This is a genomic window from Nocardiopsis algeriensis, assembly GCF_014203695.1.
In the GTDB taxonomy this organism is placed as follows: Bacteria; Actinomycetota; Actinomycetes; order Streptosporangiales; family Streptosporangiaceae; genus Nocardiopsis; species Nocardiopsis algeriensis.
The window spans coordinates 87079-110808 of the sequence record NZ_JACHJO010000011.1; the positions used below are offsets into that span (position 1 = coordinate 87079).

21 protein-coding genes and 1 pseudogene are annotated in these 23730 nt (G+C 70.5%); 13 read left to right on the forward strand and 9 right to left on the reverse strand.

Annotation, left to right across the window (positions count from 1 at the left end; translation table 11 throughout):
- Window positions 1–583: 583 nt before the first annotated feature.
- Window positions 584–868 (forward strand): hypothetical protein, encoded by a 285-nt coding sequence (locus FHS13_RS17855; RefSeq protein ID WP_184293085.1) that lies wholly within the window; start codon window positions 584–586, stop codon window positions 866–868.
- Window positions 850–1263, forward strand: a complete 414-nt coding sequence (locus tag FHS13_RS17860; protein WP_184293086.1) for a PIN domain-containing protein — start codon at window positions 850–852, stop codon at window positions 1261–1263. Before FHS13_RS17855 ends, FHS13_RS17860 begins: the two co-directional genes overlap by 19 nt.
- Before the next feature lie 556 nt (window positions 1264–1819).
- Here the strand turns inward: FHS13_RS17860 and FHS13_RS17865 are convergent.
- Window positions 1820–2230 carry a Rid family hydrolase gene (locus FHS13_RS17865; RefSeq protein ID WP_184293087.1) on the reverse strand — a complete coding sequence of 137 codons (411 nt, stop codon included), beginning with the start codon at window positions 2228–2230 and terminating at the stop codon, window positions 1820–1822.
- A gap of 77 nt (window positions 2231–2307) precedes the next feature.
- On the opposite strand from FHS13_RS17865, the pseudogene FHS13_RS17870 reads away from it, so the two are divergent.
- Window positions 2308–2676 (forward strand): annotated as a pseudogene (locus tag FHS13_RS17870) (winged helix-turn-helix transcriptional regulator); the annotation flags it as partial.
- Between the two features lie 177 nt (window positions 2677–2853).
- Window positions 2854–3549 carry a helix-turn-helix transcriptional regulator gene (locus tag FHS13_RS17875; RefSeq protein ID WP_343065072.1) on the forward strand — a complete coding sequence of 232 codons (696 nt, stop codon included), beginning with the start codon at window positions 2854–2856 and terminating at the stop codon, window positions 3547–3549.
- Window positions 3550–3600: 51 nt separating this feature from the next.
- Here FHS13_RS17875 and FHS13_RS17880 read toward each other — a convergent pair whose 3' ends face one another.
- Window positions 3601–4404: a DUF2249 domain-containing protein gene (locus FHS13_RS17880; protein ID WP_184293089.1), complete on the reverse strand. Its 804-nt coding sequence runs from the start codon at window positions 4402–4404 to the stop codon at window positions 3601–3603.
- An 86-nt stretch (window positions 4405–4490) separates the two neighbouring features.
- Between FHS13_RS17880 and FHS13_RS17885 the strand changes: the two genes are divergently transcribed.
- The 5 genes from FHS13_RS17885 (at window position 4491) to FHS13_RS17905 (ending at window position 8639) form a co-directional block, all read left to right on the forward strand.
- Window positions 4491–5675 carry a hypothetical protein gene (locus FHS13_RS17885; protein ID WP_221443148.1) on the forward strand — a complete coding sequence of 395 codons (1185 nt, stop codon included), beginning with the start codon at window positions 4491–4493 and terminating at the stop codon, window positions 5673–5675.
- A gap of 2 nt (window positions 5676–5677) precedes the next feature.
- Window positions 5678–6853 (forward strand): TIGR04053 family radical SAM/SPASM domain-containing protein, encoded by a 1176-nt coding sequence (locus FHS13_RS17890; protein WP_246405407.1) that lies wholly within the window; start codon window positions 5678–5680, stop codon window positions 6851–6853.
- A gap of 106 nt (window positions 6854–6959) precedes the next feature.
- Window positions 6960–7385: a hypothetical protein gene (locus tag FHS13_RS17895; RefSeq protein WP_184293090.1), complete on the forward strand. Its 426-nt coding sequence runs from the start codon at window positions 6960–6962 to the stop codon at window positions 7383–7385.
- Between the two features lie 22 nt (window positions 7386–7407).
- The gene (locus tag FHS13_RS17900; protein ID WP_184293091.1) at window positions 7408–7821 is read left to right on the forward strand and encodes a hypothetical protein; all 414 of its coding nucleotides are present in this window, start codon (window positions 7408–7410) and stop codon (window positions 7819–7821) included.
- A 380-nt stretch (window positions 7822–8201) separates the two neighbouring features.
- A complete protein-coding gene (locus FHS13_RS17905; protein WP_184293092.1) occupies window positions 8202–8639 on the forward strand; it encodes a hypothetical protein in 438 nt (145 codons plus the stop codon).
- 434 nt (window positions 8640–9073) lie between these two features.
- On the opposite strand, the gene FHS13_RS17910 is transcribed toward FHS13_RS17905, so the two are convergent.
- From FHS13_RS17910 to FHS13_RS17940, 7 genes are all read right to left on the reverse strand, one after another.
- Complete coding sequence (locus FHS13_RS17910) at window positions 9074–9484, reverse strand: hypothetical protein (protein WP_184293093.1); 411 nt, start codon at window positions 9482–9484, stop codon at window positions 9074–9076.
- A gap of 383 nt (window positions 9485–9867) precedes the next feature.
- Complete coding sequence (locus FHS13_RS17915) at window positions 9868–10635, reverse strand: protein phosphatase 2C domain-containing protein (RefSeq protein ID WP_184293094.1); 768 nt, start codon at window positions 10633–10635, stop codon at window positions 9868–9870.
- A 111-nt stretch (window positions 10636–10746) separates the two neighbouring features.
- On the reverse strand, window positions 10747–11922 hold the full coding sequence (locus tag FHS13_RS17920; RefSeq protein WP_184293095.1) for an MFS transporter: 1176 nt from the start codon (window positions 11920–11922) through the stop codon (window positions 10747–10749).
- Window positions 11919–12656 (reverse strand): respiratory nitrate reductase subunit gamma, encoded by a 738-nt coding sequence (gene narI / locus FHS13_RS17925; protein WP_343065073.1) that lies wholly within the window; start codon window positions 12654–12656, stop codon window positions 11919–11921. Before narI ends, FHS13_RS17920 begins: the two co-directional genes overlap by 4 nt.
- Window positions 12653–13318, reverse strand: coding sequence for a nitrate reductase molybdenum cofactor assembly chaperone (narJ, locus tag FHS13_RS17930; protein ID WP_184293096.1), 666 nt, complete (start codon window positions 13316–13318; stop codon window positions 12653–12655). Before narJ ends, narI begins: the two co-directional genes overlap by 4 nt.
- A complete protein-coding gene (gene narH / locus FHS13_RS17935; RefSeq protein WP_184293097.1) occupies window positions 13315–14850 on the reverse strand; it encodes a nitrate reductase subunit beta in 1536 nt (511 codons plus the stop codon). Before narH ends, narJ begins: the two co-directional genes overlap by 4 nt.
- Window positions 14850–18578 carry a nitrate reductase subunit alpha gene (locus tag FHS13_RS17940; RefSeq protein WP_184293098.1) on the reverse strand — a complete coding sequence of 1243 codons (3729 nt, stop codon included), beginning with the start codon at window positions 18576–18578 and terminating at the stop codon, window positions 14850–14852. The genes narH and FHS13_RS17940 overlap by 1 nt, the downstream gene beginning before the upstream one ends.
- Before the next feature lie 243 nt (window positions 18579–18821).
- Between FHS13_RS17940 and FHS13_RS17945 the strand changes: the two genes are divergently transcribed.
- The 4 genes from FHS13_RS17945 to FHS13_RS17960 all read left to right on the forward strand — a co-directional run bounded on the left by FHS13_RS17945 (window position 18822) and on the right by FHS13_RS17960 (window position 23639).
- The gene (locus FHS13_RS17945) at window positions 18822–19520 is read left to right on the forward strand and encodes a helix-turn-helix transcriptional regulator (protein ID WP_184293099.1); all 699 of its coding nucleotides are present in this window, start codon (window positions 18822–18824) and stop codon (window positions 19518–19520) included.
- Between the two features lie 48 nt (window positions 19521–19568).
- Window positions 19569–22181: a multicopper oxidase domain-containing protein gene (locus FHS13_RS17950; RefSeq protein WP_184293100.1), complete on the forward strand. Its 2613-nt coding sequence runs from the start codon at window positions 19569–19571 to the stop codon at window positions 22179–22181.
- Window positions 22182–22212: 31 nt separating this feature from the next.
- Window positions 22213–22653, forward strand: a complete 441-nt coding sequence (locus FHS13_RS17955; RefSeq protein ID WP_221443150.1) for a DUF2269 family protein — start codon at window positions 22213–22215, stop codon at window positions 22651–22653.
- A gap of 209 nt (window positions 22654–22862) precedes the next feature.
- Window positions 22863–23639, forward strand: coding sequence for a class I SAM-dependent DNA methyltransferase (locus tag FHS13_RS17960; protein WP_184293101.1), 777 nt, complete (start codon window positions 22863–22865; stop codon window positions 23637–23639).
- Window positions 23640–23730 lie beyond the last annotated feature (91 nt).

Here is a 23730-nt window from a genome sequence, read left to right on the forward strand (position 1 = left end):
TCCCGAGTGCGCCACCTTGAGACAGTGGAGAGAACGCCCGGACCTGCGAAAACAGGCCGGGCGTTCTCTTTTGCACCAGAGCAGGACATCCGGTCGGCAGCGACCGGATCCGGTCGCTCACGGGTGGCTGTGGCGGATACGTGGCGGAGAATTCAGCCTGGGCCTCCACGGGAACAGCTTCAGCCGACCCGGCCTGTGGGCCTGGCCACGCACGCACTTCTGTGCCTGGAGCGGTCGATCGATGCGGGTCGTGATGGGCAGAATCCCTCAGAGCCCTTCGCCCCACGACGCTCGTCCCGTTCCTCGTTTCCGTCGATGCACTTGGCGTAGACCCGCAGCAGCACCTCTTGGCCGAAGATCTCCTTCCCGCCTGAAGCGGATCGGACCGCGGTCACCGGTCGTCTCGCTCGGGCGGACGTGATCACCCGCTGCCTCTGGGCCCCGGAGAGCCGCAGGGCAAGCTTCTCGCGCAGGGAGCCGAACCTCTGTGGCTTCGCACGGCGCCGCGTTGATCATCGTCGGCAGCCGGGGCGGCGCTCGCGGACGCTTGTTGGTTTCCTACTTGTTTGACACAATCAGCATCATGTCCGAGAAGACGTACAGCATCGGTGAGGGGCCGGCGACCCGGGTCAGCCTGTCCCTGCCCGAGGGGACCGCGGAGGCGATCCGGGCCCGGGTCGGCAAGCGAGAGTTCTCCGCGTTCATCGCCGCGGCCGTCGAGCGGGAACTGCGGGGACAGGTGCTGGACGAGTACCTGGCCGACTACGAGAACCGCAAGGGACCGGTATCCGAGCAGGCGAGGTCCCAGGCGCGGCAGGTCTTCGACGAGGTGTTCGCCGAGGAGGACCAGTGGCCCGCCGTCGGCTGAGCCACGAGGGGACACTGGTCCTGGACAGCGAAGGGCTCTCCAAGCTGCTCGCCGATGACGAGACCGTGGTGGCCCTGGTCGCGGAGGCGCGTTCGCGCGGCATGGAGGTGGTGATCTGCGCGCTCACCATCATCGAGGCCGTGCACGCCCGCACGAACAAGGCCCGGCTGAACTGGGTGCTGTCCGGACTGCGTACCGTCCCGGTGGGCGACGAGGAGGCGAAGGCCGCTTCAGCGCTGTTGACGGGGGCCGGGCTGCACGGCCACAAGTACGCCATCGACGCGGCCGTGGCCGAGACCGCACTCCGGCAGCACCGGCCGGTGATCATGCTGACCTCCGACATCGACGACATGACCAAGCTCTGCGGCGACCGGATCCACCTCGTCTCCGTGTGAGTTGCCAGAGGGCTGCTTTCGGGCCGACGGGCCCGGTACCGACACTTCCCGGCATTCCACCAGCGGAGCCAGCAGCGACGGATCCCCGTCCGGGAAGTGTGCTTGTCCGATTCGGGGCTTCGAAGGTCCTGGCCAACCGGTGGTCGTCGCCTCCTGATGCTGCTCCGGCGGCCGGGCTCCAGGATCGTGCACGCTCCGAGCCCAGTGGCTCGTCACCGGGTTGCTCACTAGGTTGCCCATTAGGTTGCCCATACGGGCAAATGAGCAACCTAGTGAGCAACCTGTGGTCCACAGCCGCACCGGCGTGTACTGGACCGGAGCAGCGCCGGGACACGCCCGCCGTCCAGCTCTCGAACCCGGCCGAGCAGCACGTTCCTGGGGTCGGCAGGGGAATCGTTCACTTCGTACCTGTCAAGGCGAACTCTTCCGGCATCGCCCATCCTCCGTCCTCGTTCGAGGACAAGGGAGAAGTGTCCTCGAACGAGGACGGCATCCCCGGGAAACAGCGAGCCGCTTCGGGCGGGGCCCGGCCCGAAGGACTCCGCCGGTACCGGTCTCAGTCGAGGATCGCTTCCGCCTCGACCTCCACCAATACGTCGGGCTCGAAGAGGTAGTCCACACCGATCGCCGAGAGCGGCGGCAGCGGCCGGGGGATGCCCAACTCGTCGGCGACGCTCTCGATGCCCGCCATGAAGTCGGTGTACTTCTCCGGCTTCCAGTCGGTGACGAAGAACCGGAGGCGCACGACGTCGGAGAAGCTCGCCCCCGCGCCGGCCAGGCCCCGTGCCGTGTTGCGCAGGGCATGGGCGAGCTGGCCTGCCAGGTCTCCCGGGGCGACCTTGTTCCCGTGTTCGTCACGCGCGATCTGGCCGGCGATGTGGACATGTCGCGTCCCGGTGGCGACCGAGACGTGGTGGTAGGGAACCGGCTGGAACATGCCCTCCGGGGTGGAAAGTTCAACGGTCACGGAATGCCCTTTCTTCAAACACCAGGTATCGGATGTATACCTGGGGGAGAAAAGGAACTTCAACGAGACCAGGTGTCATGGACGAAACCACCACGGCCGAGGGCGGCCACTCACAGATCTCCCGCGAGCACCGCGAGCTGCTGGACCAGGTGCTCGACAAGTGGTCGCTGCTGGTGCTGGACAAGCTCTGCGAGAGACCTCGGCGCTTCAACGAACTGCGCCGCGCGATCCCGACCGTCTCGCAGAAGTCCCTGACGGCTTCGCTGCGCCGGCTCGAACGCAACGGCATGGTGGACCGGCTAGTGATCACCACCCGCCCGGTCGCCGTCGAGTACCGCATCTCCGCGCTGGGGAAGACCCTCCAGGACCTCATCGACGCACTCCTGACCTGGGCGACGGTGAACATGCCGGAGGTGGAGCGCGCCCGGGAGTCGTTCGACACCGAGCACGGGGGGGTGACCGCTGCGCCCACCGGGCATACCGCGCCGGCAGGCGTGTCCGACTCTGCTCCTGTGCCGTACAGGCGTGGCACGGACGGATCGCGGCGTCCTCCGGCTGTCGACGCGGGTCGGGTTTTCACGTCATGAGTTGTATTTACACTGGCTGCCGTGCAAACTCGAAGCGTGGCTGATCACCGTGACAACAGCAGCATCGACCCGGGCGTACACCGGGTGTTCGCCGACCTGAGCCGGGTGGCCGTCCTCGAGACTCTCCGCAGGTCGGAGGAACCGATGTCCGTCCGGGAGCTCGCCGAGGAGGTGGGGCTGCACGCCAACACCGTGCGCTCCCACCTGGCCATTCTCACCGAGCACGGCTTCGCGGTGGGCTCCCCCGAGGAGCGGAGCCGCCCGGGCCGCCCCCGTGTGCTCTATTCCGCGGCCGACGTCGACAGCGGTGACACCCGCAACTACCGGCTGCTCGCCGAGACGCTGGTCGCCTACCTCTCCGAACACAGCGACGACCAGGCGGCGTCCGCCGTCGCCGCCGGACGCGGTTACGGGCAGCGCAGCGTGCGCGGGGAGCGGCCGTTTCCCCGGACGGACGCCTCCTCCGCGGTCGACACGGTCGTGCGGCTCCTGGACGAGGCCGGGTTCAGGCCCCGTTCCCGCGACGGCGGCACCCGCATCGACCTGCACCACTGCCCGTTCCGGGAACTCGCCGAGGCCAACCCCGACATCGTGTGCGGCGTACACCTGGGCATCATGCAGGGTGCGCTGGCCGAGATGAGCGCACCCGTCCAGGCCGTGCGCCTGCGTCCGTTCGCCGAGAACGACCGGTGCATCACCGAGCTGCGCACGGACGGCGACGAGGCGGACTGACCGCCCGGGGGTGCGCCGCCGCGCACCCCCGGGCCGGGTACTTCCCCCAGGTCAGAGGCGGCCGACGCGCACCCGCCACTCGCGCGGTCCCGTCTCCAGGTACTCCCACGAGAACTCCCCCGGGAACCTGGCCGCGAACTGGTTGTAGAGCGGCCGGGGGTCGTGGTCGTTGACCAGGACGAAGGACGTGCCGACCGCCAGAGCCGCGAACGTGGCGAAGATCCGCTCGTGGCGCTGGGCGTGGGGCAGCACCCGTACGTCCAGCTCGTCCGCCCCACCGGTGCCGTCGGCGCCGTCGGCCGGGTACGCCTCTGCCGCTCCGCACCCGCAGCCGCCGCAGGCACAGCCGCCCTCGGCCTCCTCCGCGTCCGGGCCGAGGATCTCGTGCATCCCCTCCAGCAGGGCGGCCAGATCGGTGCCCGCGTCGACCAGGGCGGGCAGCAGGACGTCGTTCTCCTTGTCGAGGTGGGACCGCAGCAGCGCATCGAGCGCCGCGGCCGCTCCGCCGACCTCCGCCGGGGTCCGTGCGGCGGCGAGCCGGTCGACGAGGCCGCGCAGGAGCACGTGCTCGTCGCACATGGCCTTCACCAGAAGGCGCAGGTGGTCGTGCTGCCCCGCCGCCTTGTACAGGACGGCCTCCTCCGCCTCCGCGTGCGGGAGGACCTCGGTGACGCAGTAGTCGAGCAGCTGGTCGCGCCGCTCCGCGGGAGACGAGAGCCGGTCGATGGCGTTCTGGACGGTCAGGGCGTGGTCGGCCACCGTCCGGCCGATCCGCCCGTGGTGGGAGCGGATCGCCGCGACCGTGGCGTCCTGGCGGCTGCCGGCGTCGTGGGGAGCTCTCGCGGAGAGTGTCATGGCTGTTCCGATCTGTCTTCCGGCCGCACCGGACCTTTTTTACTACCTCCGTTGTAATTACAACGTACATCATGCAAAATCAAGGCGTGGAAGACAGCGGAGGCGGCAAGGGCCCAGGGATCCGGCGGGTGCGTGTCGACGCGCACCGACGCGAGGGAAAAACCGCGACGGGCCCGGCACGGACCGCCGCGCGCATGACCGGGCTGAGGCGCCTCCCCCTGTTCGCGGGCGCGGCGCTGTCCCTGGCCGCGGGAATGTGGGGCGGGCTGGGGCTTTTGGGGGCGGAGGTACCGCCTCCTCCTGTGTCCTTCGCCGCCCAGCACGGGCCTCTGATGGCCCTCGGTTTCCTCGGCACTCTCATCAGCCTCGAACGCGCGGTCGCCCTGGCGCTGCCGTGGGGCTATGCGGCTCCGGCGCTCTCCGCCCTGGGTGCGATCACCGTCGCCTCCGGGTTCGACCAGCCGGGCCGCGTGCTGCTCACCTCGGCCGGCGGATGGCTGGTGGCCGTCTACCTCGTCCTGCTGCACCGCCGCCTCTGCCGGGAGACGGCCGTGGAGGCGGCAGGAGCGCTCGCGTGGTACGTCGGCGGCCTGCTGTGGCTGCGCGGCGGCGAGGTCCTCGACATGGTGCCGTGGCTGGCTGCCTTCCTCGTGCTCACCATCGTCGGCGAACGGCTCGAACTGGCGCGGATCACCCTGGCCCGGCGCGGAACGGGTGCGGTCGTGACCGCGCTCGCGTCCCTGCTCGGGGCCGGAGCCGTGACGTCGCTGCTCCTGCCGGAGGCCGGATGGCGCATCGCCGGAACGGCCATGCTCGGCCTGGCGGCGTGGCTGGCCGTCCACGACGTCGCCCGCCGCACCGTGCGCTCACGCGGTCTGCCGCGCTACACCGCCGTGTGCCTCCTGGCCGGATACGCCTGGCTGGCGGTGGCCGGGCTCCTGTGGGCCGTCCAGGGCGTACCCGCGAACGGGGACGGCTACGACGCGGCGCTGCACGCCCTGTTCCTCGGTTTCGCGGTCTCCATGGTCTTCGGCCACGCGCCGGTGATTCTGCCCGCGGTCCTGCGGGTGCGTCTGCCCTACCACCCCGTGCTGTACGGCCCCCTCGTCCTGCTGCACACCGCTCTCGCCGCGCGGATCCTCGGAGGCCTGACCGGAGCGGCGGAGCTGCGCGTGGCCGGCGGCGCGGTCAGCGGGGCGGCGCTGCTCGTCTTCGCGCTGTGCGCCGCGGGTGTCTCCCTGCACGCGCGGTCCACCACCGATGTGAGATGAACATGAGCCACATACGCACACCTCGCCACGACACGGCCGAGCGCCCCTTCATCGTCATCTGGGAGGCCACGCAGGCGTGCCCCCTGGCCTGCCTGCACTGCCGCGCCGAGGCGCGTCCGGACCGGGACAGGGGTGAACTCACCGAGGAAGAGGCACGCCTGCTCATGGAGCAGGTGGTGGCCCTGGGTCCGCCTTCCCCGCTCTTCGTCATCACCGGCGGCGATCCCTTCCAGCGCCCGGACCTGTACTCCCTGGTGCGCCACGGGTCGGAGATCGGCCTCCCCGTCGCCGTCTCCCCCTCCGGGACCCCGACGCTGACCCGCGAGAGCCTGGTGCGCCTCAAGGAGGCCGGCGCCCGGGCCCTCTCCCTGAGCCTGGACGGGTCGACGGCGGAGATCCACGACGCCTTCCGGGCGACGCCCCGCGTGTACGACTGGACGGTGGACGCCTGGCGTGCGGCCCGGGAGCTGGGCCTGAGAGTGCAGATCAACACGACCGTGACCGGGCACAACCTCACCGACCTCCCGGAGATCGTCCGCATGGTGCACGACCTGGGCGCGACCACGTGGAGCGCCTTCGTGCTGGTACCGACCGGCCGCGGCCGCCTGCTCCCCGGGCTCGAACCGCACCAGGTCGAGGACGTGCTGAACTTCGTCCACGACGCGGGCGCCTTCGTCCCCGCCCGCACGACCGAGGCGCACCACTTCCGCCGTGTCGTCCTCCAGCGCGAGGTCCTCGAGCGGCGCGGCGCGGACCACGTCTCCGCCCTGGGTCTGGGGCCGCTGTACACGGACCTGCGAAGGCGGCTGGACGCCCTGGACCTGCCGCGGCGCCGGGTCCGGCGCCCGCCCATGGACGTCAACGCGGCCCGCGGCTTCGTGTTCGTCTCCCACCGGGGGGAGGTGCACCCCAGCGGCTTCCTGCCGTTCTCGGCGGGCAACGTGCGCGGTGAGGAGCTGGGGAGGATCTACCGGTCCTCGCCGCTGTTCACCGGGTTGCGCGACACCGGGCAGCTGAAGGGGCGCTGCGGGGCCTGCGAGTTCCGCTCCCTCTGCGGCGGTTCGCGCTCACGTGCCTTCGCCCTGAGCGGCGACCCCTACGCGGAAGACCCCTGGTGCGCCTACCGACCCGGCAGTTTCGGGCACTCCTCGGAGATCACGGCGCTGCACGCCCTGTAGCGCGCCCGCCCTCCTCCGGCCCGAACCGGGGAACCAGCGGCGGTTGCGGAGGGTCTGAAGGGGAACGGAAACACTCCGGGCAGCGCGACCCGGTGGAAAGGGCCCCATGTTCCCCCTCGCCGACACCCCTCCGGCGTTTCTCGCGGTCGTCCACGCCCTGGCGGCGGCGATCATGCTCGCGGTCCTCGCCTCTCTGATCACCCGGCACAGATGGTGGTTCGCGGTCGGCGGCGTGCTGATCGCGTCGTTCTTCTCGCTGATGTCCTGGCTCGGCTACTCGGAACTGCCTCCGGGGCCGAGGCTGTCCGCAGCGCTGGTGTTCTCGACCTACATCCTGCTGGTCGTCTCACTCGGCCTCCTCGGCCACGGGAGCTTCCTCAGGAAGGCCGGAAAGCAAGGGCTCTCGCAGGACGACCCGCGGGTCAGGAGGCGTTCCTGGGTCGCCGTCCTGCAGATGTCCGCGGCGGCGGTGCTCATCGCGCTCGCTGCCGGGCACTGGGATCTCGTCCCCGGTTTCCACATCCCCGGCTGACCTCGCGACGGAAAGAGCCACCGTGTTCCCCATTGCCGACACCTCTCCGTTCTTCTTCGCGGTCGTCTACGCCGTGCCGGCAGCATTCCTCTTCCTGCTCGCCACCTCCTGGTACTCCCCTGGCAGGCGACACCGGGTACGCCTTCCCGCGCTGGTCATGGTGACGACCCTGCCCCTGCTGTGCTTGCTCGGCTTCCGGCACCTGCCCCCGGGGCCGATGGTGTCCTCCGCCCTGCTGCTCGCGTCCTACCTCCTGCTGGTCTTCGAACTCGGTCTCCTCGGCCACGGAAACGCCATCAGGCGCGCCTCGGAACAAGAGCTCTCGCAGAGAGACCCCCGAGTCATCCTGCGCGTCTGGGCGATCTTCCTGCAGATGGCCGTGGCGGCGCTGTCCGTCCCAATCGTCGCGTACGAGTTGAACCTCTTCCCCGGCTGAACCCGGCCCCTCCGGGGCCGGAGAGGAAAAGGCGCACATTCGTGACCAGCCGCGATCGGGTCCGGGCGTTTCCGCTTTTCGCGGAACGGCGGCCGCGTCCTGCCGGAGGTATCCGAAGCACACATGCCACAGCGGCTCGACCCCTGGAAGCCCTTACAGTTGGCCGGTTCCGGCCACTTGGGCAAAGAGAGGACGTTTCGCGAGTTCACAGCGATAAAATCCCCTCGCTTCCCACGGGTTTGCATATGTCACATCACTCTTGGTGGCTGAATCCGGTTCCTTCTTCCGAAGCAGGGATAGTCTGAGCACGCTCTTTCCGCAATTCAGAAAAACCTGCCCGGGTTCTCCCGGACAGCAGGTGGCCATCACCGGAGAACCGAATGAAGCGCTCAAGGCTCGCCCTCACCCTTGCCGCCCTCTGCACGGTGACCGCCTGTGGAGGACCCGGCGGTTCTACCGCCGACCTTCCCTCCTCCGCTCCTTCGGAGCAGTCGTCCCCCAACCTCGCCGAGGCCTCTCCGGCAGCGGGGGCCGAGGCTCCCCACCCCCTCGAAGGCACCTGGCGGGGACCCGAGGACGAGAACGGTGCACGGCCGACGCTCTCGATCTACCCCCACGGGGTCGTCTCCCTGGAGACCGGCCCCTACTACTGCACCGGGGACGCGTCGCCGTTCGGGAACGGCTCCTACGTTCTCGCCTTCACCCAGTGCGTCGTCTCCCTGCCGGACCTCAACGCGACCCTCTCCGAGGACGGGCAGACCCTGACGGTCAAGGACGGCGACGACGTGGAGGAATGGGAGCTCCAGGAGGGCCCCTGACAGCATGCCCCGCAGTACCTCCTGACCCGGGCCCGGGGCGAGGGGGCACGGCGTGATCAGGATCCTGGCGGCCGAGTCCCTTCCCCGGCCGGGGTGAACGGCCTCTCGGTGCATCCGCCCGGAGGAAGGCGCGGGCATCTCCGCCCTCGCGGTACCCGATCCGGGCAGCGGGCAGGTCGCCGCTCATGAGACCGGGCCTGGGCCCGGGGCGTGCTCGTACCGGCGGTCTTGTTCGCCGCGGCCGGTACGACCGGGACCTGTTTTTTGGACCATCTCGGGCTGCACAGCCGCCAGGTGCCCCCTTGCCGCGTCGGAGAGCTTGCCAAGCCCACCAGGCTGAGCTGCGCTCCCCGCCTCGCAAGGGAGCACCTGGCCGACCGTTCGCCGGGGGATCGGCTCCGCCGATACGGCGAGAGCATCCAAAAAAACAGAGCCTAGGAGGCGCGCAGCCTGCGCCAGGCGGTGACCCATCGCTGCCGCTCCGCCTCGTCCTCGCCGGCGCACGCGGTGACGAAGGCCATCAGGAACACGTAGCGGGGCAGCTGGTCGCCCTCCAGGACCTCCTGGAAGGTGGTGCTCTTGACCGCTCCGCCGCACAGGTACTCCAGCTCGCGGTAGGACCAGTCACCCGTCCAGACGACGTAGCGGCGCATCGTCAGGAGGAACTCGGCGGTGGTGCGGGCGTGGAGGGGGTTGGGCCGCCGGTCGTAACCGTCGCGGTCGCGGAGCGCCCGGGGACGCTCGACGGGCGCGCTGACAGGGGTGGAGAGGAAATGGTCCAGCCATCTCGTGCCGCCGAGGGCACGGTTCGGGCCGGTCGGCTCAAGGACGCCCGTGGGACTCACACCGTCTCCTTTTCTCCTCGGGGAACAGGGTCTTCGACGTTCTTCCACATAACGACCGCATGTGCGCCGCACGCGCGGCGGGGAAGCGGGGGAGAACGATCCGAACCGGGCCGGGAAGCGGCTCCGGTCGATCGGTTACACGGAAATCTACCGGATGATCACGACAAGTGAAAGTGCCTGCTGTCAGGGGCTCCCGGTGTCGTTCCGTCCCGTCCGCGCCGGTACCCGGGCTCCTGTCTGACTTTCCTGAAAAAGTATGTCGAATGTGGCCTGAAGGCCAGGGAAAACTTCCTCCCGTCCTGAATTCGAGACCCTTGTACCACCCCCGGTGAATATGTATGACGTTCTTCACTTTCGGGACAGAGGGAGGGCCTGGCCTCGGATCAGGACCGACCGCAACCCGGATTCCAGAGCACCGCGGTCGCGTCGTCACGCACCTTGCCGCGAGGATGGAGGCGCTGTTCGGGATCGGCCTCCTCCAAGGCGCGCACCCGGTCCAGGAGCGCCCGCGGTCCGCTGTCCGCCACCAGGGCGAACGCCTGGCCCCAGTCGTGGTCGCCGAACACCTCCACCCCTCGGGAGGCCCCGTCGGTGAGCAGGGCCAGCCGGCCCGGAGGCAGTGTTCCGGTGAGTGCCTCCTCTGCCGCACGCGGGTCGGATCCGGCCGTCCAGAACCCTCCCGGCACGTTGCGCAGGGTCCCGATCGCACCGGGCGCCCCGCCGCGCCGGGAAATTTCGGCACGCAGCTCCTCCAGGCGGGTGTCGGCCACGACCCGGACCCCCTCCGGGGTCTCGGCCAGCAGCACCGAGTCCGACAGCACAAGGTATTCGGTCCCCTTCTCACCCACCCGCACCGCCAGCACCGTGGCGGACGGCGTCTCCTGGAGGGACGTGTCACAGCTGCCGGCGTGCAGCGCGGTGGCGTCCCGGATCGCCTCCGCCAGCGCCTCGCGCAGGGGGAGCCCGGTGTCGGCTCCGGCCAGCAGCAGTGCGCCGAGCCGCCGCACGTACCAGGCCACGCCGTGGGAGCAGCCGCTGCCGGCGGCCTCGGTCACCCCGTCCAGAACCACCGCGCAGCGCTCTCCGGCCGCGGCGAAGTCCTCGTTGGGGCGGCCGGGGTCCGCCGGCTCCGTGGCGATCAGGAACGGCATGCGGTCTCCTTCCCGCGCGGGGACGCTCTCCCGGAAGAGTGTCCCCCGGAGGAAGGACGTCCCGGACGGAAAGGACCCCGGAGCGGTCGGCCGCTCCGGGGCGCCCTGCTCTCAGGCGGGTACCGCTCTCCTCGTCCGGAACGCGGCGGCGGTGTAGGCGGCCGTTCCGAGGGCGACCGCCGCCAGCAGGCCGAAGCCGAGGGCGTAGCCGCCGGTGGACTGGTACACGATCCCCATCAGCAGCGGTGGGAAGTATCCGCCGAGGCCGCCGGCCGCGCCGACCAGGCCGGTGACCGTACCGACCTGGCGCGGCTCCACGAGCTGGGCCACGAGGGCGAACACGCCGCCCGTCCCCAGTCCGAGGAAGGCCGCCGTCAGCACGAACACCGTGCCCGCCGGAAGCTCCGCCGGGGGCTCGAACAGCAGGACCAGAGCCATGAGCGAGGTGCCGAGGAACGAGGTCAGGCACACCTTCACCGGGCCGATCCTGTCCGACAGGATGCCGCCCGCCGGGCGCGCGGCCACGGCGACCAGCGCGAACCCGGCCGTGCGCAGACCCGCGTCGGTCTTGGCGAACTCGTAGGTGTTGACCAGCAGGGTCGGCAGGTAGGTGGAGAAGGCCACGAAGCCGCCGAAGGCGACCGCGTACAGCAGCACGTTCTGCCAGGTGGCCTTGAGTCCCAGGGCGCTGCGGATGCGCGGCATCACGGGGTCGGTCGACGGCTCCCAGTCAGGGGCGTTGCGGCACACCGCCAGCACCGCCAGACCCATGACGACCAGGGCGGCGGCCATCAGCACATGCGTCCACAACACGCCGACCGACTCGGCCAGTCGGGGCGTGAACAGGGCGGACAGGGCCGTACCGCCCATCCCCGCGCCGAACACGCCCGTGGCGAACCCGCGCTTCTCGGGCGCGTGCCAGCGGCTGACGAACGGCACACCCACCGCGAACGACGTTCCGGCCACGCCGAGCAGGAAGCCCAGCACCAGCAGCGCCGTGTAGGAGTCGTTGAACATGCCCAGCAGCAGCACCGGCGGCACCGACACGAAGCACACCGCCGCCATCATCACGCGGCCGCCGTAGCGGTCGGTCAGCGCGCCCACCGGGATGCGGCCCACGGCGCCGATGAGCACCGGGAACGCGATGAGCACCGAGGTCTGCGTGGGGCTCAGCCCCAGGTTCTCGCTGTAGGAGGGGGCCAGCGGCCCGACGAGGTTCCACGCCCAGAACGTGAGCGCGAACGCCGCCGTGGCCATCACCAGGTTGGTCGTGGTACCGCTCTTCATCGGGTGCTCCCGTCGATTCGTTCCCAGCCGCGGCGCTCACGCCGCCCGCCGAACCCGGTGTCCCTGGACCGGTAGGGCAGATAGGGCCGCCACAGGTAGGCCACAGGGGCGCTGAAGACGTGCACGAGGCGGGTGAAGGGCCACAGGGCGAAGAGCAGGTAGGCGGCGACCGTGTGCGCCTGGAAGCTCAGCGGCGCCTTCGCCATCAGCTCCGGGTGCAGGTCGAACACGAACAGGCCCCGCATCCACACCGCCACGCCGTCGCGGTAGTCGTAGTGGCCGATGATGTTGCCGTGGACCGTGTTGATCATCCCGGTGAGGATGACCAGCCCCAGCGCCAGGTACATGGCCTTGTCCATCCGGCTGGTGACCCGGAAGACCGGACCCACCAGGCGGCGCCGGATGATCAGCAGGACCAGTCCGGTCACCGTCGCCACACCGGCGACCAGGCCCATGCCCACCGCTCCGACGTGGTACATCTCGTCGGTGATGCCCACGGCCGCGGTCCACGACTTGGGGATGAACAGGCCGACCACGTGCCCGCCGATGACCGCCAGGATCCCGAAGTGGAACAGGGGGCTGCCCCAGCGCAGCAGGCGGCTCTCCCGCAGTTGCGAGGACAGCGTCGTCCAGCCGAACTGGTCGTACCGGTAGCGCCAGTAGTGGCCCACCGCGAAGACGGCGATGCAGGTGTAGGGGGCGATCACCCACAGCACCAGGTCGATCGTGTTCACTGAGGCACTCTCCCTGTGTCCTGGGGGGCGAAGGGGGCCAGTCCGACCTGCTCTCCGGGCGGCCCCTCGGCGGCGAGCTTGACGACGGATCGGGCGACCCGGTCGGTCGGCGGGGGCAGGGTGGCGCTCACGGCGGCGACCGCTCCCGCGTAGGGGGACTCCTCCTCCAGCAGGGCCAGCCGGAGGAGTTCCAGGCCGGCCCGGTAGCGCAGCAGCAGCCGCTCGCCGGTGGCGGGGTCGACCGTGGCGGCGAACTCCAGCACCACGCACAGGTGGTCGGACAGCTCGTCGGTCGGCGGCAGGAAGCCCGCGGTCCGGTAGGTGCTGGCGAAGGACAGCAGTGCCGCGCCGCGGTTGCGGGTCTCGCCGTGGGCGTAGTAGGTGAGGTAAAGGCAGCAGCGCCGCTGGATGTCGAAGATCTCGACGTAGTCCTCGGCCAGGACCGGCAGCGGGCTGCCCTCCAGGTGGACGATGGTCTCCAGGAGGCCCTCGCGCAGCGGCTCGGGCAGCTCCGAGGCGGCCCGCCTCAGTACCGGCAGGTCGGCCAGGAGCCGCTCGTCGGGGTGGTCCAGCACCAGCGCGGCGATCCGCCGGGCCAGGGCCCGGTCCCGGGCGGTGCCCGGGACCTGCTCCTTGCGCGCCAGGCGCGTCAGCACGTTCACCGCTTGCTCCCCGGGCGCAGGCGCGGCATGCCCAGGCCGACCTTGCCGCCGGACGATCCCGGACCGCCCATGCCCGGCCCGCCCTCGCCGTCGAGGCTGCAGCCGGTGGCGATGGCCTCCAGCCGGTGGGCCTGCTCGGTGTGCGCGGCCGGAATGACGTACCGGTCCTCGTACTTGGCCAGGGCCAGGAGCCGGTGCATGTCGTGGACGTCCTCGACGCTCATGCCGACCGCCTCGGCCACCGACGCGTCGGGGTTCTCCCGTCCGAGGTTGACGTCGCGCATGTAGGAGCGCATGGCCGCCAGGCGCCGCAGCGCCTCGGTGACCGGTGCGGGGTCCCCCGCCGTGAAGAGCTCGGCCAGGTACTCCACGGGGATGCGCAGGCTCTCGATGGCGGCGAACAGGTTGTCGCCGTCCTCGCCGTCGAACCCGGTCTGGGCGACCGAGTCGACCACCGGCGACAGCGGCGGCACGTACCAGACCATCGGCATGGTCCGGTACTCCGGGTGCAGGGGCAGGGCGACCCGGAACCGGTGGATGAGCTGCCAGATCGGTGAGCGCTGGGCCGCCTCGATCCAGTCCCGGGAGATGCCCTCGCTCTCGGCCGCCCGGACGACCTCGGGGTCGTTCGGGTCGAGGACGAGGTCGCGCTGGGCGTCGAGGAGGTCGTGCTCGTCCTCGACGGAGGCGGCCTCCAGGACCTTGTCGGCGTCGTAGAACACCAGCCCGAGGTAGCGCAGCCTTCCCACGCAGGTCTCCGAGCACACCGTCGGCATGCCCACCTCGATGCGCGGGTAGCAGAAGGTGCACTTCTCGGCCTTGCCGGTCTTGTGGTTGAAGTAGATCTTCTTGTAGGGGCAGGCGGTGACGCACTTGCGCCAGCCGCGGCACTTGTCCTGGTCGACCAGGACGATGCCGTCCTCGCTGCGCTTGTAGATCGCGCCGGAGGGGCAGGCCGCCGCGCAGGCCGGGTTGAGGCAGTGCTCGCAGATGCGCGGCAGGTAGAACATGAAGGACTGCTCGAACTCGAGCTTGACCTTCTCCGACATCTTGCGCAGCACCGGGTCCTGCGTGGCCAGCTCGGGGCCGCCCGCCAGGTTGTCGTCCCAGTTGGCGCTCCAGGTGATCCGCATGTCCTTGCCGCTGATCAGCGACTTGGGCCGGGCCACCGGGGTGTGCTCCTGGAGCGGGGCGTTGGTGAGCATCCGGTAGTCATAGGTCCAGGGCTCGTAGTAGTCCTGGATGGAGGGCATCACCGGGTTGGCGAAGATGGTCGCCAGGTTCTTGAGCCGTCCGCCCGCCTTGAGCGAGAGGCGCCCGTTCGGGTGGCGCGTCCAGCCGCCCTTCCACTTCTCCTGGTCCTCGTAGGTACGGGGGTAGCCCTGGCCGGGTCGGGTCTCGACGTTGTTGAACCAGGCGTACTCCATACCGGCCCGGTTGGTCCACGTCTGCTTGCAGGTGACGGAGCAGGTGTGGCACCCGATGCACTTGTCGAGGTTCATCACCATCGCCATCTGGGCCATGACGCGCATCAGTACTCGACCTCCTGGGAGCGGCGGCGGATCACGGTCACCTCGTCGCGCTGGTTACCGGTGGGGCCGGTGTAGTTGAACGCGTACGAGAGCTGGGCGTAGCCGCCGATGAGGTGGGTGGGCTTGACCAGCAGTCGGGTGGCGGAGTTGTGGATGCCCCCGCGCTTGCCTGCGGCCTCCGACAGCGGGACGTCGATGAGCCGGTCCTGGGCGTGGTACATGTACACGGTCCCCTCCGGCATGCGGTGGGTGACCACGGCACGGGCCACCACGACGCCGTTGCGGTTGACCGCCTCCACCCAGTCGTTGTCCTTGACCCCGGCCCGGTCGGCGTCGGGCTTGCTCATCCAGATCGTGGGCCCGCCCCGGGACAGGCTGAGCATGAGCAGGTTGTCCTGGTACTCGGAGTGGATGGACCACTTGTTGTGCGGGGTCAGGTAGCGCACGGCCACGCCCGCGCTGCTGTCGCCCTCACCGATCCGGGGTTCGGCGAACAGGGCGTTCATGTCCAGCGGCGGCCGGTACACCGGCAGGGACTCGCCGGCCTCGGAGAGCCAGTCGTGGTCGATGAAGAAGTGCTGGCGGCCGGTGAGGGTGTGCCAGGGCTTGGCGCGCTCGACGTTGATGGTGAAGGGCGAGTAGCGCCGTCCGCCGGTCTCGCTGCCCGACCACTCGGGCGAGGTGATGACCGGCACCGGCGCGGCCTGCACGTCGGCGAACGTGATCTGCTTGCCCTCGTGCTCGGCGGCCAGGTCGGCCAGCTCCGTGCCGGTGCGCTTCTCCAGGGTCTTGAAGCCCTGCGTGGCCAGGTGGCCGTTGGTGGTTCCGGACAGGGCCAGGACGGCCTCGCACATGTCCGAGTCGCGCCGCAGGGAGGGCCGTCCGTCGGCGGGGCCACCCCGGACGATGCCGCACTTCTCGCCCAGGTAGGCGATCTCCTTGGTGAGGTCGAAGGTGATCCCCTTGGTGGTGGCGCCGAGCTTGTCGGCGAGGGGGCCGAGCGAGGTGAGCTTGGCGGCGATGGCGGTGTAGTCGCGCTCCACCTCGACCAGGCGCGGCATGGTGATGCCGGGGACCGGCTCGCACTCGCCGGCCTTCCAGTCCCGGACCGCGCCGTGCGGGGTGGCCATCTCGTCGGGCGTGTCGTGGGCCAGGGGCGCGGCGACGACGTCCGTCCGGGTGCCCAGGTGGTCGGCGGCCAGCTCGTCGAACTTCTGCGCCAGGGAGTGGAAGGAGTCGAAGTCCGTGCGGGCCTGCCACGGCGGCGTGATGGCCGGGTTGAACGGGTGCACGAAGGGGTGCATGTCCGTGGTGTTGAGGTCGTGCTTCTCGTACCAGGTGGCGGCGGGGAGAACGACGTCGGAGAAGACCGTGGTGCTGGTCATCCGGAAGTCGAGGGACAGCAGCAGGTCGAGCTTGCCCTCGGGTGCCTCCTCCCGCCAGACCACGTCGCGGGGACGGGCCTCGGGCGGGGTCTCCTCGGCCCGCAGTGAGGAGTCGGTGCCGAGCAGGTGCTTGAGGAAGTACTCGTTGCCCTTGGCGGAGCTGCCGAGCAGGTTGGCCCGCCACACGGTGAGGACGCGCGGGGTGTTCTCGGGCGCGTCGGGGTCCTCGGCGGCGAAGCGGAGCCGTCCGGCCTTGAGCTCGCGGGGCACGTACTCGTTGACCGGGAGTCCCGCCTCGGCGGCGTCCTCGCTGATCCGCAGCGGGTTGCGGTCGAAGGTCGGGAAGGAGGGCATCCATCCCATGCGGGCGGACTGGGCGATGGCGTCGGCGGTGGTCATGCCCTTGAACAGGCCCTTGCCGCCGGCGGCGGAGGTGACCGTGTCGGCGCCGAACGCGTCGTAGCGGAACTGGTCGGTGTGCAGGTACCAGTAGGCGGTCTGGATCATCTGCCGGGGCGGGCGCCCCCAGTCCAGTGCGCCGGCGAGCTGGCCGTAACCGGTGACCGGGCGGCACTTCTCCTGGCCGACGTAGTGGGCCCAGCCGCCGCCGTTGACCCCCTGGCAGCCGGTGAGCGTGGTCAGGGTGAGGAAGGTGCGGTAGATGGTGTCGGAGTGGAACCAGTGGTTGGTGCCGGCGCCCATGAGGATCATGGAACGGCCGCGCGACTCCTCGGCGTTGGCGGCGAACTCGCGGGCGATGCGGGCGGCCCGGGCGGCCGGGACCCCGGTGTGCAGTTCCTGCCAGGCGGGGGTGCCCGGCTGGTCGGCGTCGTCGTAGTCGGCGGGCCAGCTGCCGGGCAGGCCGGTGCGCCCCACGCCGTACTGGGCCATGAGCAGGTCGAACACGGTGGTGACGAGGTGTCCGCCGACCCTGCGGACGGGGACGCCGCGCCTCAGGCTCTCGGGGCGGCCGGTGTCGAAGCGGGGCAGGACCACCTCGGCGGCCTCGGCGGGCTCCTCCCCCTCACCCGGGTGGAGGGTCAGCTGCGGCCGGATGTCGCCGAGTTCGAGGTTCCAGCGGCCCTCGCCCTCCTTGCCGTAGCGGAAGCCGAGGGAGCCGTTGGGCACGACGGGCTCGCCGGTGGCCTCGTCGACGACGACGGTCTTGAAGGCGGTGTTCTCGCCCTCCTGGCCCAGGTCGGCGGCGGTGAGGAACTTGCCCGGCCGGTAGGTGCCGTCCCCGGTGTCCTCCAGGCGGACCAGGAAGGGCAGGTCGGTGTTGCGGCGCACGTAGCCGTCGAAGTAGGGCGTGGTGCGCTCGACGAAGAACTCGCGCAGGATCACGTGGCCCATGGCCATGGCCAGCGCGCCGTCGGTGCCGGGGCGGGCGGCCAGCCACTCGTCGGCGAACTTGGCGTTGTCGGCGTAGTCGGGCGAGACCACGACGACCTTCTGGCCCCGGTAGCGGGCCTCGGCCATCCAGTGGGCGTCCGGCGTACGGGTCACCGGGACGTTGGACCCCCACATGACGAGGTAGCCGGCGTCCCACCAGTCACCGGACTCGGGGACGTCGGTCTGGTCGCCGAACATCTGCGGGGAGGCGACGGGCAGGTCGGCGTAGAAGTCGTAGAACGACAGCATCGCGCCGCCGATGAGGGCGTAGAACCGCGACCCCACCGCCTGGGAGACGATCGACATGGCGGGGATCGGGGAGAAGCCCGCGACCCGGTCGGGGCCGTACTCCTTGATCGTGTGGACGTGGGCGGCCGCCGCGATCTCCAGGGCCTCCTCCCACGTGGCGCGCACCAGACCGCCCTTGCCGCGGGCGGCCTTGTAGCGGCGGGAGCGCTCGGGGTCGTTCACGATGTCGGCCCAGGCCAGGACGGGGTCGCCCAGGCGCTCCTTGGCCTCGCGGTACATCTCCAGCAGCAGACCGCGCACGTACGGGTAGCGGACGCGGGTGGGCGAGTAGGTGTACCAGGAGAACGCGGCGCCGCGGGGGCAGCCGCGCGGTTCGTACTCGGGCTTGTCGGGACCCACCGACGGGTAGTCGGTCTGCTGGCCCTCCCAGGTGATGATCCCGTCCTTGACGTAGACCTTCCAGGAGCACGATCCGGTGCAGTTGACGCCGTGCGTGGAGCGCACGACCTTGTCGTGGCTCCAGCGGTCCCGGTAGAAGGTGTCGGCGTCGCGGCCGCCCACGCGGTGGACGGTGCGCAGGTCCTCGGAGACCTCGTCGGGGCTGAGGAACCTCCGGGTGCGGAGGAGGGCTTCCGAGAGCGGACCGTCCAGGCCCGGTGCGGGCCCGTTCTCGGCTTCTTTGCGCGGATTACGGCGGGACACGTGGTGGTCCTCTCTCCTTCGGTTTTCCGGAGAGACCGATGGGTGTGGGTGCGGTCTTCTCCTGCATCACCACCCCATCAGCGCAGATCGGCGTGTCGTGAGGGGCATGTGTCCGCCTCTGAGCTGCGAAGGCCCTGGGAGACAGGGGACCGATGACCCCTTCTGCTCGGAATTGGCCCCATTGTTCGCCCTTATTGACATCTGGCGTTGTATTTACTACTGGCACCGTGTAAACGTCGCAATATGACCGAGCACAGAGCGATCGACCCGGGCGAGCACCGGGTGTTCGCCGACGCGAGCCGGGTCGCGGTCCTGGAGACGGTCCGGCAGTCGGACCGGCCTCTGGACACCCGCGCCATCGCCGAAGCCGTGGGACTGCACGTCAACACCGTCCGCGCTCATCTGGCGCTGCTCGCCGAACGGGGTCTCGTGACGGTCGAACCAGAGTCCCGCGACCGTCCCGGGCGGCCCCGCATGCTCTACAGCACCCGGGAGAAGGACAACGGCTGGAGGGACTACCGGATCCTCGCCGAGGCCCTGGTCGCCCACATCTCCGGAATGGACGGTGACCGGACGCAGATCGCCATCGCGGCGGGGCACGCGCAAGGGGTGCGGATCTCCGGTCGGCCGGAGCACCCCGTGAGTGCCGACGAGGCGGTCCACAGGGTTGTGGAGGTCCTGCGTGAGTGCGGGTTCCGGCCCTACGCCACGGCCGACCGCCGCCGCATCGTCCTGCACCACTGCCCCTTCGGAGAACTGACCCGGACCTGTCCCGAAGTGGTCTGCGGGGTCCACCTGGGCGTGGTGCGCGGGGTCCTGAGCGGCCTGCGCGCGCCCATCGAGGCGGTCGGGCTGCACCCCTTCGCCGAACCGGGCCGGTGCGTCGCGGAGCTGCGACCCGCACGCCGCCGCGCGAAGACGTCCCCACCCGCGGTCACCTGATCCGGCCGCCTCGGCCACGGGCGATCCACCCACCCGAACGGAACCGATATGCCTCCTGTCCAGATCCGCATCGAGAGCCACACGAGGCCGCCGACGCTGCCCCGGGCCTCCTGGCACTCGCGCGCCAACACCGTCGTCCTGGCCTGGGCGGCGCTGGCCGTGCTCGCGCTGCTGTTCGGCGAGGGGCTGGGGCTCCCGCGCTGGCTGCCCGTGCACCTGTTCCTGCTGGGAGCGGTGACCAACGCGATCGTCACCTGGACCGAGCACTTCTCGGTGGCCCTCCTGCGCATGGCGCAGCCCACGGCGCGGATGCAGTCCGTCCGGCTGGCCGTCCTGAACGCGGGGATCGCGGCCCTGATCGCCGGGGCGGTGGCGCTGTCGACCACGTCCGGTGGCGTACCGGTCCTGGGAACGGCACTGGCGGGTGCGGCCGTGGTGGCCGGGACGGTCGCCTGGCACACCGGATGGCTGGTGGTGCGGGCCCGCAGTGCGATGGGGGGCCGGTTCGCCCATGTGACGCGCTGGTACACCGCCGCCGGACTGTTCCTGGTGGTGGCAGCGGTACCGGGCGCCGTCATGCTGTTCGGTTCGGTGTCCTCGCGGACCCATGAGCAGCTCATCGCCGCGCACGCGCACGCCGCTCTGCTGGGCTGGGTGGGCCTGGCCGTCATCGGAACGCTGTTCACCCTCTGGCCGACCCTCCTGCGGACGCGGGTCGCGGAGGGCAGCGAGAAGACGGCGCACCGGACGCTGCTGCCCGCCGCGCTGGGACTGGCCGCCACCGTGGCCGGCCTCGCCCACGGATGGCGGTGGGCCGCGGTCGCGGGCGTGCTGGTCTACGCGGCGGCGTTCGCGGCGGCCACCGCGCCCCTGGTGCGCGTGGCCCTCCGGCGCAGGCCGCACACCGCCGCCTCCTGGACGGTGCTGGCCGCGCAGGTGTGGTTCGCGGTCGCGCTGGTGGCCGACGCCGCCGTCATCTCCCTCGTGCCGGCGCACGAGGTGTACACGGTGCTGAGGCCCTACGTTCCGGTCTTCCTCGTGGGGTTCACGGGGCAGATCCTGCTGGGCTCGCTCACCTTCCTGCTCCCCGTGGTGCTGGGCGGAGGCCCCGAGAGGCTGATACGCAACTCCGGGCTCGTCGAGAAGTGGTGGCCCGCACGCCTGGCCGTGCTCAACACCGCCCTCCTGCTGACCCTGCTCCCCGGCGTCGCGGGCACCCTCGCCTGGGTCGCGGTGGCGGCCTCCGTCCTGGCCTTCGTGGTCCTGGCCGCCACGGCCGTCATCCGCTCGGGGCACCTGCCCCGCCCTTCCGCAACGGCCATGGGAGCGACCGCCGGAGCCGCGGCCACCGCCCTGGCCCTGATGCTGGCCCTCAGCGGCGGCGGCACCTCCGAGGGCGTCGAACCGACGGGGCGGACCCGCACCGTCGAGGTGTCCCTCGGTGCCATGACCATCAGTCCCGGCACCGTCAGCCTCGACCCGGGCGACAGCCTCGTGCTGGAGGTCGTCAACAACGACTCCCAGCCGCACGACCTGCGCATGGGCAACGGCGTGCAGACCCCGCTGCTCTCCCCCGGCGAGGAGGCCGTCCTCGAGGTGGGTGTGGTGACGGGCCCCTTGGAGGGCTGGTGCACGGTCATGGGGCACCGGGCCGCAGGGATGACCATGAACGTGGTGACCACCGGCGACGACGTCGCCCTGGCCGACGCGGGCGGCACGGAGGCCGGCGGTGCGGACGCCGGAGGCGAGGAGCACGGCGGGCACGCCGCGCACGGCGACACCTCCGGCGGCATCGACCCGGGCGGCGAGTGGTCCGAGGGCTGGGAGCCCTTCGAGGCAGCGCTGGAGCCGGCGCCCGGCGGCGAGGTCCACGAGGTGGAGATCGTGGTGACCGAGTCGGAGTCCGAGGTCGCCCCCGGTGTGCGCCAACCGGTGTGGACCTTCGGCGGAACCGTGCCGGGGCCCGTGCTGCGCGGCAAGCTCGGTGACGTCTTCGAGATCACCCTGGTCAACGACGGGACCATGGGACACAGCATCGACTTCCACGCCGGATCGCTGGCACCGGACGAGCCGATGCGCACCATCGCGCCCGGGGAGGAGCTCACCTACCGGTTCCACGCCGACATGGCGGGGGCCTGGCTCTACCACTGCTCGACCATGCCGATGTCGCACCACCTGGGCAACGGGATGTACGGCGCGGTCGTCGTCGACCCCCCGGACCTGCCGGAGGTGGACCGCGAGTACCTTCTGGTGCAGGGCGAGCTGTACCTGGGAGAACCGGGCGGGGCCGAGCAGGTGGAGAAGATCGCGGCGGCCGAGCCCGACGCGTGGGTCTTCAACGGATCGGCCAACGGATACGGCCACGCCCCGCTGACCGCCGAGGTCGACGAGCGGGTGCGTGTCTGGGTGGTGGCCGCGGGGCCCTCCAGCGGAACCGCCTTCCACATCGTCGGGGCGCGCTTCGACACCGTCTACAAGGAAGGGAACTACCTGCTGCGGCCGGAGGACCCGGGCGGTTCGCAGGCCCTGGACCTGGCGCCCGCGCAGGGCGGGTTCGTGGAGACCGTCTTCCCGGAGGCGGGCACCTACCCGTTCGTCGACCACGACTTCAGGCACGCCGAGAATGGCGCGCACGGCTACTTCGAGGTGGAGGACCGGTGAGGTTCCTCCCGCACACGGAAGGCAGGACGCCTTGATCACCGCCTGGACCGTCGTCCGGTTCCTGCACATCATCGGGGCCATGCTCTGGGTCGGCGGACAGCTGGCCGTGTCCCTGGTGGTGCGGCCGCTGGCCGCGCGCAGCCTGGACGACAAGAACCGCGCGACCATGCTCACCGCGGTGGGCAAGCGGTTCGGCGTGCTCACCATGGCCGTGTTCCTGCCGATCCAGCTGATCACGGGGACCCTGCTGGCCTGGGGTGCGGGAGTGACCTGGGAGTCGCTGGCCGAACCGGGGTACGGGCGCATCCTGGTGGCCAAGCTGCTGCTGTTCTGCCTGGTGATGGCCGCGGCGTCCTCCCACGGCATCGCCAGCAGCAAGGGGCACCCCACCCTGGCGCGGGTGCTGGCCCTGACCAGCGTGTTCGCCTCGGTGGGCGTGGTGCTCGTCGCCGTCGTCCTCGGCGGCGCCTGAGCACGGACCCGGAGAACACAGAGCAGGCCGTCCCCGCACCACTCCTCCCGAGCGGGGGCGGCCGTCGGTTTCCCCGGTGAGGTGCACGAGCCCCGACCTCGATGGTCTTGCACCTGCAGCTCGGCTCGGCACCCCCGCAGGAGCCGACCGACATGAGCGGCAGCGGAAAACCCTTTGACTGCGGTACAGCGGTTGACCACCATCCCTGGATGGTTGACAGACACTTCTCCGAACCGGAGCTGGCCGAGCTCTACGACCACTTCAGCTTTTGGCAGAGCTCACCCCAGGACGACTTCTACCTGGAACTGGTCATGGACGCCCGCTGCGCGCTGGACGTGGGCTGCGGAACGGGCAAGCTCCAGCGGGTGGCGCGTGAGTGCGGGCACACGGGGCGGCTGGTGGGACTGGACCCGGCCGGTGCGATGTTGGAGATCGGCCGCCGGGAGCGGGACGACATCGAGTGGATACAGGGCGACCTGGTCTCGGGTCCCAGCCGTGGGGAGGGGACCCCTTTCATCGGTGAGTTCGACCTGATCACCATGTCCGGACACGCTTTCCAGGTCTTCACCACCGACGAGGAGCTGCACGCAGCCTTGGCAGCCGTACACCGGGCGCTGACTCCGGACGGCCGTTTCGTCTTCGAGACCCGCAACCCGGGCGCGCGGGCCTGGGAGGCTTGGAACCCTGAGCGGGTGCGCACCGTGGACGGTCCCGGCGGACGCAGGGCCACCTGCGTCCATCGACTCCGTGAGGTGAAAGGCGACCTGATCACCTTCACCTCCGACTACAGCGTCGAGGGCTGGGACAGCCCCAGGACCAGCCGCAGCACGCTGCGGTTCCTGGACGCCGACACTCTCAACGGATTCCTGGAAGAAGCCGGGCTGCGGGTGAGTGCCCAGTACGGGTACTGGGACCGGAGCCCGCTCACCGACACCAGCGAGGAGATCATCACCTTCGCGCGTCCTCTCTCCACCGGCAACGGATGATGTACGGCCACCGAGCGGCAACACCCCGGGAGGAGAGCACGTACAGCAGGTCGGCCGGGGAGGCATGGACAGCAGGCAGATCGCCTGCACC

Excerpts from the sequence above, each read along its gene's own strand:
- FHS13_RS17855 (WP_184293085.1), top strand. The coding sequence starts at position 584 with ATGTCCGAGAAGACGTACAGCATCGGTGAGGGGCCGGCGACCCGGGTC.
- FHS13_RS17880 (WP_184293089.1), bottom strand. The coding sequence starts at position 4,404 with ATGACACTCTCCGCGAGAGCTCCCCACGACGCCGGCAGCCGCCAGGAC.
- FHS13_RS17890 (WP_246405407.1), top strand. The coding sequence starts at position 5,678 with ATGAGCCACATACGCACACCTCGCCACGACACGGCCGAGCGCCCCTTC.
- FHS13_RS17895 (WP_184293090.1), top strand. The coding sequence starts at position 6,960 with ATGTTCCCCCTCGCCGACACCCCTCCGGCGTTTCTCGCGGTCGTCCAC.
- FHS13_RS17905 (WP_184293092.1), top strand. The coding sequence starts at position 8,202 with ATGAAGCGCTCAAGGCTCGCCCTCACCCTTGCCGCCCTCTGCACGGTG.
- FHS13_RS17915 (WP_184293094.1), bottom strand. The coding sequence starts at position 10,635 with ATGCCGTTCCTGATCGCCACGGAGCCGGCGGACCCCGGCCGCCCCAAC.
- FHS13_RS17920 (WP_184293095.1), bottom strand. The coding sequence starts at position 11,922 with ATGAAGAGCGGTACCACGACCAACCTGGTGATGGCCACGGCGGCGTTC.
- narH (WP_184293097.1), bottom strand. The coding sequence starts at position 14,850 with ATGCGCGTCATGGCCCAGATGGCGATGGTGATGAACCTCGACAAGTGC.
- FHS13_RS17945 (WP_184293099.1), top strand. The coding sequence starts at position 18,822 with ATGACCGAGCACAGAGCGATCGACCCGGGCGAGCACCGGGTGTTCGCC.
- FHS13_RS17950 (WP_184293100.1), top strand. The coding sequence starts at position 19,569 with ATGCCTCCTGTCCAGATCCGCATCGAGAGCCACACGAGGCCGCCGACG.
- FHS13_RS17960 (WP_184293101.1), top strand. The coding sequence starts at position 22,863 with ATGGTTGACAGACACTTCTCCGAACCGGAGCTGGCCGAGCTCTACGAC.